General features: G+C 60.2%; 18 protein-coding genes. 10 read left to right on the top strand and 8 right to left on the bottom strand.

Annotation, left to right across the window (positions count from 1 at the left end; all coding sequences use genetic code 11):
- Positions 1-446 precede the first annotated feature (446 nt).
- The gene (locus D8U18_RS23105) at positions 447-1,892 is read right to left on the bottom strand and encodes an FAD/NAD(P)-binding protein (protein WP_130904615.1); all 1,446 of its coding nucleotides are present in this window, start codon (positions 1,890-1,892) and stop codon (positions 447-449) included.
- Positions 1,893-1,976: 84 nt separating this feature from the next.
- Complete coding sequence (locus tag D8U18_RS23100; RefSeq protein ID WP_056856709.1) at positions 1,977-2,540, bottom strand: XRE family transcriptional regulator; 564 nt, start codon at positions 2,538-2,540, stop codon at positions 1,977-1,979.
- A 15-nt stretch (positions 2,541-2,555) separates the two neighbouring features.
- Between D8U18_RS23100 and D8U18_RS23095 the strand changes: the two genes are divergently transcribed.
- The 7 genes from D8U18_RS23095 (at position 2,556) to D8U18_RS23060 (ending at position 9,867) form a co-directional block, all read left to right on the top strand.
- Complete coding sequence (locus D8U18_RS23095) at positions 2,556-3,563, top strand: DMT family transporter (RefSeq protein WP_177336613.1); 1,008 nt, start codon at positions 2,556-2,558, stop codon at positions 3,561-3,563.
- A 243-nt stretch (positions 3,564-3,806) separates the two neighbouring features.
- Positions 3,807-6,725: a monovalent cation/H+ antiporter subunit A gene (locus D8U18_RS23085; protein ID WP_131108521.1), complete on the top strand. Its 2,919-nt coding sequence runs from the start codon at positions 3,807-3,809 to the stop codon at positions 6,723-6,725.
- The gene (locus tag D8U18_RS23080; protein ID WP_007986256.1) at positions 6,725-7,069 is read left to right on the top strand and encodes a Na+/H+ antiporter subunit C; all 345 of its coding nucleotides are present in this window, start codon (positions 6,725-6,727) and stop codon (positions 7,067-7,069) included. Before D8U18_RS23085 ends, D8U18_RS23080 begins: the two co-directional genes overlap by 1 nt.
- Positions 7,066-8,751 carry a monovalent cation/H+ antiporter subunit D gene (locus tag D8U18_RS23075; RefSeq protein ID WP_130907782.1) on the top strand — a complete coding sequence of 562 codons (1,686 nt, stop codon included), beginning with the start codon at positions 7,066-7,068 and terminating at the stop codon, positions 8,749-8,751. The genes D8U18_RS23080 and D8U18_RS23075 overlap by 4 nt, the downstream gene beginning before the upstream one ends.
- On the top strand, positions 8,748-9,236 hold the full coding sequence (locus D8U18_RS23070) for a Na+/H+ antiporter subunit E (RefSeq protein WP_131108519.1): 489 nt from the start codon (positions 8,748-8,750) through the stop codon (positions 9,234-9,236). The genes D8U18_RS23075 and D8U18_RS23070 overlap by 4 nt, the downstream gene beginning before the upstream one ends.
- Complete coding sequence (locus tag D8U18_RS23065) at positions 9,233-9,511, top strand: K+/H+ antiporter subunit F (RefSeq protein WP_056856714.1); 279 nt, start codon at positions 9,233-9,235, stop codon at positions 9,509-9,511. The genes D8U18_RS23070 and D8U18_RS23065 overlap by 4 nt, the downstream gene beginning before the upstream one ends.
- Positions 9,508-9,867 (top strand): Na+/H+ antiporter subunit G, encoded by a 360-nt coding sequence (locus D8U18_RS23060; protein ID WP_056856715.1) that lies wholly within the window; start codon positions 9,508-9,510, stop codon positions 9,865-9,867. The genes D8U18_RS23065 and D8U18_RS23060 overlap by 4 nt, the downstream gene beginning before the upstream one ends.
- 23 nt (positions 9,868-9,890) lie before the next feature.
- Here the strand turns inward: D8U18_RS23060 and D8U18_RS23055 are convergent, their stop codons facing one another.
- The 4 genes from D8U18_RS23055 to D8U18_RS23040 form a co-directional block, all read right to left on the bottom strand.
- Complete coding sequence (locus D8U18_RS23055; RefSeq protein ID WP_056856716.1) at positions 9,891-10,328, bottom strand: DUF3995 domain-containing protein; 438 nt, start codon at positions 10,326-10,328, stop codon at positions 9,891-9,893.
- A gap of 226 nt (positions 10,329-10,554) precedes the next feature.
- On the bottom strand, positions 10,555-11,571 hold the full coding sequence (locus D8U18_RS23050) for an ABC transporter substrate-binding protein (protein WP_056856717.1): 1,017 nt from the start codon (positions 11,569-11,571) through the stop codon (positions 10,555-10,557).
- A 115-nt stretch (positions 11,572-11,686) separates the two neighbouring features.
- A complete protein-coding gene (locus D8U18_RS23045; protein WP_056856718.1) occupies positions 11,687-11,890 on the bottom strand; it encodes a hypothetical protein in 204 nt (67 codons plus the stop codon).
- Positions 11,890-12,339: a hypothetical protein gene (locus D8U18_RS23040; RefSeq protein ID WP_056856719.1), complete on the bottom strand. Its 450-nt coding sequence runs from the start codon at positions 12,337-12,339 to the stop codon at positions 11,890-11,892. The genes D8U18_RS23045 and D8U18_RS23040 overlap by 1 nt, the downstream gene beginning before the upstream one ends.
- A 432-nt stretch (positions 12,340-12,771) precedes the next feature.
- Between D8U18_RS23040 and D8U18_RS29120 the strand changes: the two genes are divergently transcribed.
- From D8U18_RS29120 to D8U18_RS23025, 3 genes are all read left to right on the top strand, one after another.
- Positions 12,772-13,008 (top strand): hypothetical protein, encoded by a 237-nt coding sequence (locus tag D8U18_RS29120; protein WP_130907779.1) that lies wholly within the window; start codon positions 12,772-12,774, stop codon positions 13,006-13,008.
- Between the two features lie 161 nt (positions 13,009-13,169).
- Positions 13,170-13,400 (top strand): hypothetical protein, encoded by a 231-nt coding sequence (locus D8U18_RS23030; protein WP_056856720.1) that lies wholly within the window; start codon positions 13,170-13,172, stop codon positions 13,398-13,400.
- 137 nt (positions 13,401-13,537) lie between these two features.
- Positions 13,538-13,777, top strand: a complete 240-nt coding sequence (locus tag D8U18_RS23025; RefSeq protein ID WP_056856721.1) for a DUF2789 domain-containing protein — start codon at positions 13,538-13,540, stop codon at positions 13,775-13,777.
- Between the two features lie 75 nt (positions 13,778-13,852).
- Here D8U18_RS23025 and D8U18_RS23020 read toward each other — a convergent pair whose 3' ends face one another.
- Positions 13,853-15,457 carry a methyl-accepting chemotaxis protein gene (locus tag D8U18_RS23020; protein ID WP_131108516.1) on the bottom strand — a complete coding sequence of 535 codons (1,605 nt, stop codon included), beginning with the start codon at positions 15,455-15,457 and terminating at the stop codon, positions 13,853-13,855.
- A 245-nt stretch (positions 15,458-15,702) separates the two neighbouring features.
- Positions 15,703-16,028 (bottom strand): TraR/DksA C4-type zinc finger protein (locus D8U18_RS23015; protein ID WP_131108515.1); only part of this gene is annotated, 326 nt, incomplete at its 5' end.

The following is a 16,028-nucleotide window of genomic DNA, read 5'->3' as shown; positions in this document are numbered from 1 at the left end:
CCTTGGGCTGCTTGAAACAGGAAACCCCGCCAAACAAGCGGGGTTTCTTCATTTGTGGTGTGTGGTGTGTGGTGTGTGGTGTGGCGAGCGAGCTCTATGTCCCCTGAGTTCGGCTCCAAATATCAGCGTTATTGATCAACAACCTTGGGCTGCTTGAAACAGGAAACCCCGCCAAACAAGCGGGGTTTCTTCATTTGTGGTGTGTGGTGTGTGGTGTGTGGTGTGGCGAGCGAGCTCTATGTCCCCTGAGTTCGGCTCCAAATATCAGCGTTATTGATCAACAACCTTGGGCTGCTTGAAACAGGAAACCCCGCCAAACAAGCGGGGTTTCTTCATTTGTGGTGTGTGTGGTGTGGCGAGCGAGCTTGCTCGCGCTGGGCGCGCAGCGGCCCCAGGTTTTGTGAGCGCTACGCACTCAAGCGTGAGAAAGCTCGCTCGCCACAGCGTCATTCCCCGAGCATTTGCGATGTCACCAGACGAGCGGCTAGGGCCTTGGCCTGGCTTGCGACGTCAGTGACCGCCGTACTTTCCCACCACATCCCGCGCAATGGCGGCCCCATGGCGAACAACCGCTCAGCAGTCCGCCCTTCGGCGTCCAGCAGCGCACCGTCTGCTTCGGCGGCAATTCCCAGCGCCAATGGCCCGGGCCGAATCAGCCCACGTGCCAGCAATTGCTGGGGCAATGGCCGCGCCACCCGCCGCCAGTCGTACTCGATGCCGCTGGAGTTGATCAACGCCGCGCCACTGACGACAACCGTTTGCGCTTCACCTCTGCGACGAATACGAATGCTCACGCCACCGTTCGCAGCAGGCTCCAGCCCTTTGAACGATGCGGCTTGAATCCGCAACCGCCCTTCCCCGTGCAAGCGCTCCACCAGTTCGGCGCTCAGGGGTGGCGAGCGGTGGTGATGGCTTTCCCACCATGGTCGCACGTGGCGAACAAACTGTCGGCGCTGCACATCGGTCGCCTGATTCCACAAGCGACCGATATGCGCGCGCACCGTATCCAGCGGCGCTTGCCAGTCGATGCCCTGGGCGATGGCTTCGCGGCAATGTCGACGCAGTTCGCGCATCAACTGGCGAGGTGTGCGGATACTGTGGTCCTGCGCGAGAAAATCCACCCAGGCCGGTGGTTGCCGCCGCACGTGGGGCAGCAAGCCGTGACGGGAAAACACCTCGATCGGCCCGCGATGCCCGGCCTGTTCCAACGACACCACGGCATCGACCATGGTCAGGCCAGAGCCGATGATCAGCACTGTCGACTGTGGATCGAGCTGCTGCATCGCCGCCACATCCCACGGATCGAGCGCCGCCGCGTTCAAGCCACTGGATTGGGTTTGCGGTGTGCGCGCGGCGGGGAACATTCCGGTGGCGAGCACCGCGAACGAGCCCTGCAAGCGCTGGCCGTCGCTCAAATGCAAACGCACCGATTGCGCATCGGTTTGCAGATCCACCACCTCGGCGCGCACATGTTCGACCGTCGAACCGTGCAGAGCGCCCACCACCTGCGCCTCGGCCAGACGCTGCTGCACATACAGGCCGAATATCCCCCGCGGCGGGAACAATTCACTGATCGGCACAGGCTGCTCATCCGATTCCGGCCAGCCACCGGCGGCAATGTATTCGGTCAGCCATTGGGTCAGGTCATCGGCGTTGTCCGGGTCGACGCTCATGCGCGCGGCGTTGCCGTTGAGCGTATGGCCCAGCTCCACAGCGCTGTAGGCCTCGCCGCGGCCCAGTTCGGCGCGCGGTTCGATCACCAGCAAGTTGCGCTTGCCCGGCAGACGCAACAACTGCGCCGCCAACATCGCGCCGCTGAGGCCACCACCGATGATCAGGATGTCCGCGTGACGGATGGCGTCGGGTGCCTGTCCGCTTTGGGTTTCACTCATGCCGTTCTCACTGTTCCCTGTTTACCTGAGTAGACATCATGCAATTCGCCTTGACCAGCAACTCGCTGACGCCACTGGACTGGCTCAAATCACCACGTTACGCACGAACCGCACCGCCACCGATCCATCGTTGCGATAGGAATGCGGTTGGTTACTGGAGAACATGAAAAACTCACCAGCGGCGATCGTGTGCGGTACATCGCCCACCATCACGGTGAGGCAACCTTCGAAGACGTAGAACTGCTCGCTCCAGCCATCGGCATCCGGCTCCGACGGATAATGCTCGCCCGGTTCAAGGCGCCATTCCCACAGTTCGACTTCTCGGGTGGCATTGGCCTTGGCCAGCAATACGGCCTTGCTGCCAGGGATCGTACCGGCCCAGGCCAGTTCGTTGATGCGGCTATGGTCGCGGGCATCGGGCGCCTGGATCAGATCGCTGAACGCCACGTCCAACGCCTCGGCCACACGGTCGAGCGTGGTCAGGCTGACGTTCTTTTCACCGGCTTCGATAGCCACCAGCATGCGGCGGCTGACACCGGACTTTTCCGCCAAAGCACTCTGGCTCATGTCGGCGGCATGACGCAGACGTCGAACGTTCTGGCTGACGTGCTGGAGGACCGAAGCCCGTTGCGTGGAATCTTTGTGCACTATATTGCTCACTTGATGGTGCTGCGCAGTATACTGCCCAACTTCCGGCGCATTGTGCGTCCCCCTCAGGTAGCACGCAAGATCATGACGTCGGCGAACACCTCTCAGAATTCCTCCCGCTTCCTTCGGCTCAGCAAGGCCGAATGCGTACTGGTGTTGATCACCATGGTCTGGGGCGGGACCTTTTTGCTGGTCCAGCATGCGATGACCGTCAGCGGTCCGATGTTTTTCGTCGGCCTGCGCTTTGCCGCTGCCGCCATCATCGTCGCCTTGTTCTCCTGGCGCAGCCTGCGACAACTTACTTTGTTCGAACTCAAGGCCGGCGCCTTTATCGGCGTGGCAATCATGCTCGGTTACGGCTTGCAGACCGTTGGCTTGCAGAGTATTCCCAGCAGCCAGTCGGCGTTCATTACTGCGCTTTACGTGCCTTTTGTGCCATTGCTGCAATGGCTGGTGCTGGGCCGTCGACCGGGGCTGATGCCGAGCATCGGGATCATGTTGGCGTTTACCGGATTGATGCTGCTGTCGGGGCCTTCCGGCGCTGAGCTGAATTTCAGCCCCGGTGAAATTGCCACATTGATCAGCGCGATTGCCATTGCGGCGGAGATCATTCTGATCAGCAACTTTGCCGGCCAGGTCGATGTTAAACGCGTGACGGTAGTGCAACTGGCAGTCACTTCCCTGCTGTCGTTCCTGATGGTGGTGCCGACCCAGGAACATATTCCGGACTTCTCCTGGCTACTGTTGTGCAGCGCCTTGGGGTTGGGCGCGGCAAGTGCGGCGATCCAGGTGGCGATGAACTGGGCACAGAAGAGCGTTTCGCCGACCCGCGCCACGTTGATTTATGCCGGCGAGCCGGTGTGGGCCGGGATTGTCGGCCGCATTGCCGGGGAACGTTTGCCGGCAATTGCACTGCTGGGAGCCGGGTTGATTGTGGCGGCGGTGATTGTCAGTGAGTTAAAGACCAAGGGTAAGGCGGCTGTTGAAATCGAGGACGATCTGGACCGCGAAGCGGAGCATTGATCGTTCTCACGCTTTGCGTGGGAATGCAGCCCGGGACGCTCCGCGTCCCTTTACAGCCGGACGCGGAGCGTCCGTTGAGGCATTCCCACGCAGAGCATGGGAACGATCGGCAAAGCTGTTGCTTGAAACCATGTGAAACAGGCTTTTTCCGTCTACCTTGTAGGATTCTGCGACAGCTTGGCGTTTGGTGATCCGGGAGCTGGCACGTATGATGCTTCACAAACTTCCGCAGATTAGAAGCCTATGTCCCTGATAGTTCTACTGCTTCTGCCTTTCATGGGCAGCTGTCTGGCAGCAGTGCTGCCACACAATGCGCGTAATACCGAATCGCTGCTGGCTGGCCTGGTTGCCCTGATCGGCACCGTCCAGGTCGCCCTCCTGTACCCGCAAATCGCCGATGGCGGCGTGATCCGTGAAGAATTCTTCTGGCTGCCGAGCCTGGGGCTGAATTTCGTCCTGCGCATGGACGGTTTTGCCTGGCTGTTTTCGATGCTGGTGCTGGGCATCGGCGCGCTGGTGTCGCTGTACGCCCGTTACTACATGTCGCCGGATGATCCGGTGCCACGGTTCTTCGCGTTTTTCCTGGCGTTCATGGGGGCCATGCTTGGGCTGGTGATCTCGGGCAACCTGATCCAGATGGTATTTTTCTGGGAGCTGACCAGCCTCTTCTCATTCCTGTTGATCGGCTACTGGCACCACCGCGCCGATGCGCGGCGTGGCGCCTACATGGCGTTGATGGTCACCGGCGCCGGCGGATTGTGCCTGCTGGCGGGGGTCATGTTGCTCGGCCATGTGGTCGGCAGCTATGACCTGGACAAGGTCCTGGCCGCCGGCGATCTGATTCGCGCACATGCCCTCTACCCTATCCTGCTCCCCCTGATCCTGATCGGCGCACTGAGCAAAAGTGCGCAGTTCCCCTTCCACTTCTGGCTGCCCCACGCCATGGCGGCGCCGACACCGGTGTCGGCCTATCTGCACTCGGCGACGATGGTCAAGGCCGGTGTGTTTCTGCTGGCGCGGCTGTGGCCTTCGCTGTCCGGCAGTGAAGAATGGTTCTACATCGTCAGCGGCGCCGGGGCCTGCACCCTGTTGCTCGGTGCCTACTGCGCGATGTTCCAGAACGACCTCAAGGGTCTGCTGGCCTATTCGACCATCAGCCATCTGGGCCTGATCACCCTGCTGCTCGGCCTGAACAGCCCGCTGGCCGCCGTCGCCGCGGTGTTCCACATTCTCAACCACGCCACGTTCAAGGCCTCATTGTTCATGGCCGCCGGGATCATCGACCACGAAAGCGGCACCCGCGACATTCGTAAACTCAGCGGCCTGGTCAAACTGATTCCGTTTACCGCAACCCTGGCCATGGTCGCCAGCGCCTCCATGGCCGGCGTGCCATTGCTCAACGGCTTTCTCTCGAAGGAAATGTTCTTCGCCGAAACCGTGTTCATCAACGCCACGGCCTGGGTCGAAGCGACGTTGCCGATCGTCGCGACCATCGCCGGGACCTTCAGCGTCGCCTACTCCCTGCGCTTCACCGTGGATGTGTTCTTCGGCCCGCCCGCCACCGATTTGCCCCACACCCCGCACGAGCCGCCGCGCTGGATGCGCGCGCCGGTCGAGCTGCTGGTGTTCACTTGCCTGGTGGTCGGGATCTTCCCCGCGCAAGTGGTCGGCCCGTTGCTGGCGGCGGCGGCGCAGCCGGTGGTTGGCGGTCAATTGCCGGAGTACAGCCTGGCCATCTGGCATGGCCTGAACGCGCCGATGATCATGAGCCTGATCGCCATGTCCTGTGGTGTGCTGCTCTACCTGCTGTTGCGCGACCAGCTCAAGCGCGGTCGCTTCAGCCATCCGCCGCTGGTGGGTCGATTGAACGGCAAGCGCCTGTTCGAACTGACGCTGGTGCTCAAGATGCACATGGCCCGGCGCCTGGAACGGCGCATCAGCACCAAGCGACTGCAAACCCAATTGTTCCTGATGGTGCTGGCCGCCGTGTTGGCCGGGTTGATACCGATGCTGCACAGCAGCTTGAGCTGGGGCGACCGGCCGAAGATTCCGGGTTCGATCGTATTCGTCATCCTCTGGTTGCTGGCGATTGCCTGCGCGCTTGGCGCGGCGTATCAGGCCAAGTATCACCGGCTTGCGGCCCTGACCATGGTCAGTGTCTGCGGTCTGATGACCTGTGTGACTTTCGTCTGGTTCTCGGCGCCGGACCTGGCCCTGACACAACTGGTGGTCGAAGTGGTGACCACGGTGCTGATCCTGCTGGGCCTGCGCTGGTTGCCGCGACGGATCGAAGAGGTTTCGCCACTGCCGAGCAGCCTGCGCAAGGCGCGCATCCGGCGTATCCGTGACCTGTTGCTGTCGATCGTGGTCGGCGGCGGCATGGCGTTGCTGTCGTACGCGATGCTGACGCGCCAGACACCCAACGACATTTCTTCGTTCTACCTCAGCCGAGCCTTGCCCGAAGGTGGCGGCAGCAACGTGGTCAACGTCATGCTGGTGGACTTCCGCGGCTTCGATACCCTCGGCGAAATCACCGTACTGGCGGCCGTGGCGCTGACGGTGTTCGCCCTGCTGCGGCGGTTCCGCCCACCGAAAGAAAGCCTGCAATTGCCCGCTCAACAGCGTTTGCTCGCGCCTGACGTGGTCACCGACCTGGTCAACCCGCGTCACGCCAGCGACACCGCGCTCGGTTTCATGATGGTGCCGGCGGTGCTGGTGCGCCTGTTGCTGCCGATTGCGCTGGTGGTGTCGTTCTACCTGTTCATGCGTGGGCACAACCAACCGGGCGGCGGCTTTGTTGCCGGGCTGGTGATGTCGGTGGCGTTCATCCTGCAATACATGGTTGCCGGCACCCAGTGGGTCGAGGCGCAAATGAGCCTGCGGCCGCTGCGCTGGATGAGTGTCGGCTTGCTGTTCGCCACGCTCACCGGGCTTGGTGCGATGGTGGTCGGCTATCCGTTCCTGACCACGCATACCTGGCATTTCGACCTGCCGCTACTGGGCGATATTCACCTCGCCAGCGCACTGTTCTTCGACGTTGGCGTGTATGCGGTGGTGGTCGGTTCGACGCTGTTGATCCTCACAGCGCTGGCGCACCAATCGGTCCGCGGTCACAAAACCGCGGCCCAGCCGAAACCCGTCGCCATCAAGGAGGCCGTCTGATGGAAGAAGTCATCGCAATCGCCATCGGCGTCCTGGCCGCGTCCGGCGTCTGGTTGATCCTGCGTCCACGGACGTTCCAGGTGGTCATGGGTCTGTGCCTGCTGTCCTACGGCGTCAACCTGTTCATCTTCAGCATGGGCAGCCTGTTCATCGGCAAAGAGCCGATCATCAAGGACGGCGTACCGCAGGACCTGCTGCACTACACCGATCCCTTGCCGCAAGCGCTGGTGCTGACGGCGATTGTCATCAGTTTCGCCATGACCGCGCTGTTTCTGGTGGTTTTGCTGGCCTCCCGGGGCCTGACCGGCACCGACCATGTGGATGGCCGGGAGCCTAAAGAATGAATGCAATGACGCACCTGATCGCCGCGCCCATCCTGCTACCGCTGCTGACCGCCGCGATCATGCTGATGCTCGGCGAGAAACATCGCCCGCTCAAAGCCAAAATCAATCTGTTTTCCAGCCTGCTCGGACTCGGCATCTCCGTTCTGCTGCTGCAATGGACGCAAACCACTGACGTACCCGGCTCCATCGGCGTGTACCTGCCGGGTAACTGGCAAGTGCCGTTCGGCCTGGTGCTGGTGGTCGATCGTCTGTCTGCGTTGATGCTGGTGCTCACCGGGATCATCGGCGTCTGCGCCCTGCTGTTCGCCATGGCTCGCTGGGACAGCGCCGGCTCGAGCTTCCACGCGCTGTTCCAGATTCAGTTGATGGGCTTGTATGGCGCGTTCCTCACGGCGGACCTGTTCAACCTGTTCGTGTTCTTCGAGGTGCTGCTGGCCGCTTCTTATGGCCTGATGCTGCATGGGTCGGGGCGGGCGCGGGTGTCTTCGGGGTTGCATTACATCTCGATCAACCTATTGGCCTCGACCCTGTTCCTGATCGGTGCAGCGCTGATCTACGGTGTCACCGGTACCCTGAACATGGCGGACCTGGCACTGAAAATCCCGCTGGTAGCGCAAGCCGATCGCGGACTGCTGCATGCCGGCGCGGGGATTCTGGCGGTAGCGTTCCTGGCCAAGGCCGGCATGTGGCCGTTGAACTTCTGGCTGGTGCCGGCGTATTCATCGGCGAGCGCGCCGGTCGCCGCGATGTTTGCGATCATGACCAAGGTCGGCATCTATACCCTGCTGCGCCTGTGGACGCTGCTGTTTTCCGGACAGGCCGGAGCGTCGGCGTACTTCGGTGGTGACTGGCTGATCTACGGCGGCATGGCGACTATCATTTGCGCAGCGGTGGCGATCATTGCCGCGCAGCGCCTGGAACGCATGGCCAGCCTGAGCATTCTGGTGTCGGCGGGGATTCTGCTGTCGGCCATTGGCTTCGCCCAGCCCAACCTGATTGGCGCGGCATTGTTTTATCTGGTCAGTTCGACCCTGGCCTTGAGCGCATTGTTCTTGCTGGCCGAGTTGATCGAACGTTCGCGCTCGGCCAACGAAATCCCGCTGGAGGATGAAAACGAGATGCTGCCGCGGCCGCTGGAATCGCTGCATCCGGCCAAAGGCATCAACCTCGACGACGACCGCAAAGCCGTGGTCGGCCAAGTGATTCCATGGACCATGGCATTTCTCGGCCTGAGCTTCATCGCCTGCGCCTTGCTGATCATCGGCATGCCGCCGCTGTCCGGGTTCATCGGTAAACTGAGCCTGCTCAGCGCCCTGCTCAATCCCATGGGTTTGGGCAATGGCAGTGAAGCGCCGATCTCGAATGCCGCATGGGGTTTGCTGGCATTGCTGATTCTTTCCGGGCTGGCCTCGCTGCTGGCTTTTTCGCGGCTGGGCATCCAGCGTTTCTGGACCCCGGCAGAACGGCCATCGCCCGTGCTGCGGCGCTTGGAGTGCGTGCCGATTTTCGCCCTGCTGGGGTTGAGCATTGCGCTGACCTTCCAGGCCGAGCCGCTGTTGCGTTATACCCAGGCAGCCGCCCACGCCTTGAACAACCCTCAGCAGTACGTGATGGCCGTGCTCGGCACCCGCGCGGTGCCAAGTCCGCAAGCCAGGGCTGCGCTGCTGGAGGTTCAACCATGAAGCGTCTGTTTCCTGCGCCGTGGTTGTCACTGGCGCTGTGGCTGTTGTGGCTGGCGCTGAACCTGTCGATGAGCCCCGGCAACCTGCTGCTGGGCGCCGTGCTTGGGGTCTGTGCGCCACTGATGATGCGCAAGTTGCGCCCGCTGCCGATCCGCATTCGCCGACCGGGGGTGATCCTGCGCCTGTTCCTGGTGGTGGGGCGTGATGTTCTGACGTCCAACCTGTCCGTGGCCTGGGGCGTGCTGACTGCCGGCCGCCGTCCGCCCCGCTCACACTTCGTGAAAGTGCCGCTGGACCTGCGCGATGCCAATGGCCTGGCCGCGCTGTCGATGATCTGCACCGTGGTGCCCGGCACAGTCTGGTCGGAACTGGCGCTGGACCGCAGCATTTTGTTGCTGCACGTTTTCGATATGGATGACGAAGCGCAGTTCATTGAACACTTCAAGGTGACTTACGAGCGCCCGCTGATGGAGATCTTCGAATGAGTCCCCTGCTGTCGAACGCGATTTTGCTCAGCCTGTTCCTGTTTTCCGTGGCGATGATCCTTACGCTTATCCGCCTGTTCAAAGGTCCGTCAGCCCAGGATCGGGTTCTGGCGCTGGATTATCTGTACATCATCGCGATGCTGATGATGCTGACCCTGGGCATTCGCTATGCCAGTGACACGTATTTTGAAGCGGCGCTGTTGATCGCGCTGTTTGGCTTCGTCGGCTCGTTTGCCCTGGCGAAATTCCTGCTGCGCGGCGAGGTGATCGAATGAACGCAGAACTGTCTCTCTGGGTGGAAATTCCGGTGGCTATCCTGCTGGTGCTCGGCGGCCTGTTCGCGCTGATCGGCGCCACGGGATTACTGCGCATGAAGGATTACTTCCAGCGTATGCATCCGCCGGCCCTGGCTTCGACGTTGGGCGCATGGTGCGTGGCCTTGGCTTCGATCATCTACTTTTCGGCGTTGAAGTCCACGCCGGTGCTGCACGCCTGGCTGATCCCGATCCTGCTGGCGATCACCGTTCCGGTCACGACATTGTTACTGGCGCGAGCGGCGCTCTTTCGCAAGCGCATGGCCGGGGATGATGTGCCGGCCGAGGTTTCGAGTCGGCGGACGGAAAACACATAGGAGCGAGCCTACAGGTTGGCTGTTCAGATCCAGGCCACCGCCAACAGCCCGCCTCCCAACACCACGCACAACGGCGAGTAGACCCAGGTATCCCACCGGGCAAACCTGGAACCTTTTATCTCCTTGAAAAAACCCACCAGCTCCGAATCGCCAATGGCCCGGGCGAACAGCAACAGCGCAACTGCACTGATGACCCACTGCAACACTTGATGGTGCACCTGCGGCAACCACCAGCCGACTCGCAAACACACCAACAGGGCTATCACCATCAAGGCTGCCGCCACCATTAGCGTGAGCCAGCCTCGCGGCTTGAAGGCCGGGCGCATTGGCTTGCCGCCTTCCTGAGGCACTTGAGGAACGGCCGCCACCGACGCCCATTCGCCGCCGAACGCCCAATAAACGTGTACCAGAGCAATCACCGCAAATATCGTCACCAGCCATTGAGCCAACGCAAAGGTCATGGTTGAAGATCCTTGAAAGGGATTTGGTCAAATCATCCTAGCCGGCTTTTCTTGATGTGCACGACCGCTGGTACGCAAGCTGATAAACGAGGGGGCAACACGCAACTTTCAAAAAGCTTTGCGAACAAGCCCACGTCCACTTCAGATCCAGGTCGACGCAATTTCTGGTCCCCTGAAACCAATGTGGGAGCGGGCTTGTTCGCGAAGGCGGTCGCGGACTCACACTTTATTTGAGCTCGGCAGACACCTTGTCCGCCACCTCCTTCGGCACCCACGCTTTCCACACGTCGGGATGCTTCTTCATGAAATCCTCGGCCGCCTGACGCGGCGCTGTGTGTTTTTCGCTCATTTCAGCCAGGGCTTTGTTCAACGGTTCGATCGGAAAATCAACCTTGGCGAAGAACTCGGCAATCTGCGGGTATTGCTTCTGGAACGGCGTGGACACGCCAATGGACAGCTTGGAGGGCAGCGAGCGGGTCGGTTGCGGATTGGGGTTATCGGCGTCAGTCAGGGTCTTCCAGGCTTCGGCGTCGAATGGCGGCTCTTCCAGCTGGATCAGCTTGAAACGACCGAGCAGCGGCGTCGGTGACCAGTAATAGAACAGCACCGGTTTGCCCCGACGAATCGAAGAACTGATTTCGGCGTCCAGCGCCGCCCCCGAACCGCTGCGGAAGTTCACATAGCTGTCGTCCAACCCATAGGCCTTGAGCTTCTGCTTGTTGACCACTTCCGACGTCCAGCCGATCGGGCTGTTGAGGAAACGCCCCTTGTTCGGGGTTTCCGGGTCCTTGAACACGTCCTTGTACCTGGGAAGGTCGCTGACACTGCGCAAGTCCGGCGCCATCGGCTTGATGCCCTTGGCCGGATCACCCTTGATCACGTATTCCGGCACCCACCAGCCTTCGGTGGCCCCCTTGACCGTATCGCCGAGGCTCGCGACCTTGCCCTCGGCCTCGGCCTTGACCCACACCGGACTGCGCCCGGCCCACTCTTCGCCAATCACCTGGATGTCATTGTTGGCCAGGGCGGTTTCCAGGGTAATGGTCGTACCCGGCAAGGTGTCGGTCGGCAGTCCATACCCCTTCTCGACAATGATCCGCAGAATGTCGGTAATCAGGCTGCCGCTTTCCCAGTTCAGGTCGGCGAAATGTATAGGCGCCTGAGCGGCCAGTACCGGAACGGGTGATGTCATCAAACCGCAAGTGGCCAGGAGCGCAGCCAGCAACCGTCGAAAACCTTTCATGCTTTTGCACCTCGCGCTGTTCACAGCAATCGCAGGATGGGGCAGAAGACCGCAAAGCCTCTGAATAATCAGTCAACTGACTGTAGTAGAGGTTCCTGCTTTCGAGGGGCATGGATCAATTTTCGGAAGTTTCCTGCAAGCGCGCCAGTTCTCTTCTGACCATGCTGGCGTACTCCGCCGGCCGCAGCGCGTAGATCTGTGACGCCACCCAATTCAGCCAGGCGCCCTGCAGCACAGCTTTGTGCTCGAACAATCGCAAGGCTTCAGCTTGTGCGCCAGCCTGGTTCTGTTGGTGAAAGTCGGCCCGGTTCCGGGTCATTACTCGCTGGCCTTGAACGTCACCAGTTCGCCCTTGCGCCATTTGGCTGCCTTGGCGGTTACCGCTTTGAGGGTTTTGGTCAGGCCTTCCTGCAACTGCTGGTGGGCGGCAAACACCGTGACCACGCTATGACCTTCCTTGAACAGAATGGCCTGACCATCGGCGGTGGTGACAAAGGCATAGTCGCCCAGGCCATAGACCGTCAGTTTGATTTCGCGAAACTTGACTTCCAGCTTGCCGCCTTCACGGCTGGGCAACACCGATGCGCTGAAATGATCGCCGACCTTGAGCTTGAGTCCGGGTTTGTCGTCCACCACCAATGCTGATTCGGTATCGATCTCGGCCACATAAATGCCTTCGGCACTCTGTTCGGTGATGTAGACGAAACGTGACTGGAACAGTTTTACCAGCTTCGCGCGCAAATCACCCAGAACGAACAACGCATGCATATCAAGATTACTTACTGCCAAGGAAACATCCCCACATCTAAAAATGATGCCGCACGCGGAAAAGGCGCACAGCCGAAAAAGGCGGCAATGCCGAAAATGCAACCGAAAGACCCGGGTTGAAAGCCTGAACGAGTAGAGGACTCATCCATCACGAGACTTGAGCAGACTACTGGAACATCGCTCGTGTCGCCTTGCCTGGCATTCGTCAAAGGTTGAAGGAAAACGCCTTTCTTACAGCCAGAGAAATACGGACTATCAACTTCAGGGAAAAAACTCTTAAAAAAAAGCACTTTTCTGACATATCGCCAGCCGAAAATTGCTTTAGATAATCATCAATCACCCACCAGTGATGCCGATTCTAGAGCAGCGATGCTCATTGAGACTACCCATAACGACGTACATACGTCGGCAAAACAACGAAAAGGACTTCATATGTGCACACTGACACACTTCGCCCACCCACAGATTCCCAGCGCCGGTACTTCTTCAACCCCGTATCCGGCGGCTTTGCCGCACTGTGATGCTCATCGAGCACCCAGGTTTCAGGTGATCCTGGCCGGGAATGCGTTCTTCCATATAAAAGAAATTTCCACGGGGCATGTAAGAGGTTTCCGTGGCGATCATAACGAAGCCTGCGCCCTCGCCCGCGCGCTTGAGACGCCCACTTGACTCCCTTTGCCGCACCGCAGCCTTCAAACGTTTCGTCGTGCCGGCGACTTAACTCAGCCGCCGGCCCACAACTGCTGCCATACTGCCGAACCCATTAAACGCGTCCCGCCAAAGAGGACGACGTTGAACATAACAATGTATTTCCAAGGGAAGGCTGCAACGTGACGGAATTTGATATCGGTGAGTTTTTTATCCGGGGCGAAGCCAGAGAAGTTGAGGGCGAGTTCCAGGCAGTGATTGTCATGCGTGCCAAGCCACCGCAAAAAGCCGTGACCTATCACCAGGTCGAAAAAGATCGCTGGTTCAAAACCCCTGAAGTCGCCGCCATCGCTGCGCAGGAGTCCGCTCGGGAACTGAAGGCTGCCGTCGACGCCGGTGCATTGAAAGCCTGATAGCCGGTTTTATGCCGTCTATGCTCATTGCTGCGTTTGAACATCGCTTTCGAACTTACTGGAGCGCGGCTTGCTCAGAGGTAATGGAGCCGAAGCTCAGTGCTCGTACGCGACCGATTATCAGCAAGGAGATGAAGATGGAATCACCGACCCACGACTTGAAAGGTTTGTTCGACCAGCTCGGCCTTGACTCCACCCAGAAAGCTATCGACGATTTCATTGCCAGCCATTCGCCGCTGCCCGATGACAAGAAGCTCATTGATGCCGAGTTCTGGACACCGCAGCAGGCCAGTTTCCTCAAAGAACAACTGCGCGAAGACGCCGACTGGGCGCGGGTGGTCGACGACCTCAACCTGCGCATGCACCAGGTTCACTAGCGGCATGCGTGCTGGCTGCCACGGGCTCGGCTTTCTACTGTGCCAACCAGGCAGCCTTGCACGCCTGCGCTTGCACTAGCGCGGTTTTTCCGGCCTGTAACCCAGGCGCAACCCACCCCAATGCCGCCCCTTGAGCATGATCGGCACTGACAGGTCATGCATCAGCTCACCGGTGTCACGGGTGTAGGTTTGTAGCAACACTGGTTGCTGATGGCTGCCACAGCGGATCCCCGTGCGGTCAGCAAATTTGCGTTTGGTTCGGTTGTGCAGGGTATCGACCTCGGCATCGCCTGTCAGTGGCTGGCTGAAAACCGCGTTGTGGGTCGGCACGTAGCCCTGCTGAGTGCAGGCGATGGCGAACACCAGTCCTTCATGACGCGGCAACAACGGTTCCTGAATCGCCGGCAAGACCTGATCGGTGTAGCGGTCGAAACGAGTCTGGAATTTCGCCGGACTGGTGTTGGGGATCGCCTGATAATTTCGATCGAACAGGTCATCGACGCTTATCCGGCCTGCATCAATGTCCGCTTCGAAACGCGCGGCAATCTGGCTGGCACCCTCCCGGGCCAGGTCATAGATACGCTGGTGATAGTCATCCAGACCCACTTCAGCCAGGCGTTCGCTGATGGTTTCGGCCTGGCCTTCCATCTGTACCGCGGCCTCGGCGAGGCGCCGGGTCTGCTGGTCGCTGATCGCCAGGTCGCTGCGCATCTGTTCAATGGCGTGAAACAAGCTATCGAGTTGCTCGCGATTGGTGTCGGCGCCGCGGGCGATTTCCCCAACCTGATTCTCGACGCTGGCGGCCAGGCGGGCGATGTTTTCCAGTTGCTGACCGGTGTGCTCGACCTGCTCGACACCGCTGTCCAGGTCGCTGGACAGCTGGCGGATCTGCTCCACCACCTGGGCGGTGCGTTGCCGGATATCGGCCACCATTTCGCCGACCTCTCCAGTCGCCGCCGCTGTTCGCGCAGCGAGACCGCGGACTTCGTCGGCGACCACCGCGAAACCACGGCCGTGCTCTCCAGCCCTTGCCGCTTCGATTGCGGCGTTCAACGCCAGCAGGTTGGTCTGGCTGGCGATGGACTGAATCACCAGGGTAACGCGCTGGATATCATCGCTGCGCAGGCTCAAGGCTTCGATCAATTCACGACTGCTGTTGGCGCGCTGGCTGAGCTGATGCATGCGCGCAATCGACTCGATCAACTCGGCGCGCCCTGCTGCACCACTCTGATGAGCCTCACTGGCAGCACTCAACGCCTCTCGACTGAGCATCGACGTGGCTTGTTCGGTAGCGATCATGACCTCAGCGTTACTGACGATTTGTGCGGCAGCGCCGAGTTGCGATTGCAGCTTGTCGGCCAACTGCTTGACCGAAAAGGCCACGCCAGCGGCTGACAGCGCATTGTGACTGGTGGTGTAGGAGAGATCGCGAGTCAGCGTGGAAATGGCACTGGCTGTATCAAGGGGCGCGGCTTGGGGCGTTGCGCGTGAACGCAGGCGAGGCAGCCAGATGATCAGCACAGCCAACGGCAGCCCAAGGTAAAGCGACCATCCCGCCAATGTCATGCCACACAGCAACAAGATCAGGGCGATGCTTTGCAGGGTCGGTGCGAACCAGCGGTTTTTCGGCAGAAATACTGGTGCAGGCACGGCCGCAACCAGAGACTCGTCTCTCGTCATCGTTGTCACCCCAAACATCTTCTAATTGTTGTCTTCGCATTAAACGCCACTATAGGGCCATTATCTATGAGCCTTTAGTCGTGGACGTTGCAGTAGATCAATAGACGTGAGGGATTTCTGTAGACGTCGAAAAGCAAGATCGCAGCCTTCTGCAGCGCCTGCTCGGGTTCACTTGAACCTGTAGGCGCTGCCGAAGGCTGCGATCTTTTCAAAGGCAGCCCGATTTAATGGGCTACCCCGCAGAATCAGGCCTGACGCTGGTGCTTGTCGATTTGCTCGTGACGCTCTTGAGCTTCGATGCAGTACTTGGTGGTCGGACTGATCAGCAGGCGCTTGAGGCCGATTGCCTCGCCGCTGTCGTCGCACCAGCCGAAGCTGTCTTCCTTGATGCGTTCAAGGGCTTGTTCCAACTGAGGCAGCATGCGCTGGTCGCGATCGATCGCGTTCACCAGCCAGGTACGCTCTTCTTCGACGGAAGCCGCGTCAGCCGGATCGGCCGGAGTATCCAGGCTTTCAATGGCGATGCGGTTCTGTTCGATGCGCTCATGGGTTTCGACTTTCATGTTCTGCA

Origin of the sequence: Pseudomonas sp. Sample_10 (genome assembly GCF_004321495.1) — a bacterium.
Taxonomy (GTDB): domain Bacteria; phylum Pseudomonadota; class Gammaproteobacteria; order Pseudomonadales; family Pseudomonadaceae; genus Aquipseudomonas.
Note: the sequence above shows the minus strand (reverse complement) of the source record. Positions and strands in the feature narration are given on the sequence as shown.

Bases quoted from the DNA above. Each gene is read 5' to 3' on its own strand.
- D8U18_RS23065 (WP_056856714.1), top strand. From the start codon at position 9,233: ATGAGTCCCCTGCTGTCGAACGCGATTTTGCTCAGCCTGTTCCTGTTT.
- D8U18_RS23085 (WP_131108521.1), top strand. From the start codon at position 3,807: ATGTCCCTGATAGTTCTACTGCTTCTGCCTTTCATGGGCAGCTGTCTG.
- D8U18_RS23040 (WP_056856719.1), bottom strand. From the start codon at position 12,339: ATGCATGCGTTGTTCGTTCTGGGTGATTTGCGCGCGAAGCTGGTAAAA.
- D8U18_RS23070 (WP_131108519.1), top strand. From the start codon at position 8,748: ATGAAGCGTCTGTTTCCTGCGCCGTGGTTGTCACTGGCGCTGTGGCTG.
- D8U18_RS29120 (WP_130907779.1), top strand. From the start codon at position 12,772: ATGTGCACACTGACACACTTCGCCCACCCACAGATTCCCAGCGCCGGT.
- D8U18_RS23060 (WP_056856715.1), top strand. From the start codon at position 9,508: ATGAACGCAGAACTGTCTCTCTGGGTGGAAATTCCGGTGGCTATCCTG.
- D8U18_RS23050 (WP_056856717.1), bottom strand. From the start codon at position 11,571: ATGAAAGGTTTTCGACGGTTGCTGGCTGCGCTCCTGGCCACTTGCGGT.
- D8U18_RS23055 (WP_056856716.1), bottom strand. From the start codon at position 10,328: ATGACCTTTGCGTTGGCTCAATGGCTGGTGACGATATTTGCGGTGATT.
- D8U18_RS23045 (WP_056856718.1), bottom strand. From the start codon at position 11,890: ATGACCCGGAACCGGGCCGACTTTCACCAACAGAACCAGGCTGGCGCA.
- D8U18_RS23080 (WP_007986256.1), top strand. From the start codon at position 6,725: ATGGAAGAAGTCATCGCAATCGCCATCGGCGTCCTGGCCGCGTCCGGC.
- D8U18_RS23105 (WP_130904615.1), bottom strand. From the start codon at position 1,892: ATGAGTGAAACCCAAAGCGGACAGGCACCCGACGCCATCCGTCACGCG.
- D8U18_RS23095 (WP_177336613.1), top strand. From the start codon at position 2,556: ATGGTGCTGCGCAGTATACTGCCCAACTTCCGGCGCATTGTGCGTCCC.
- D8U18_RS23025 (WP_056856721.1), top strand. From the start codon at position 13,538: ATGGAATCACCGACCCACGACTTGAAAGGTTTGTTCGACCAGCTCGGC.
- D8U18_RS23020 (WP_131108516.1), bottom strand. From the start codon at position 15,457: ATGACGAGAGACGAGTCTCTGGTTGCGGCCGTGCCTGCACCAGTATTT.
- D8U18_RS23075 (WP_130907782.1), top strand. From the start codon at position 7,066: ATGAATGCAATGACGCACCTGATCGCCGCGCCCATCCTGCTACCGCTG.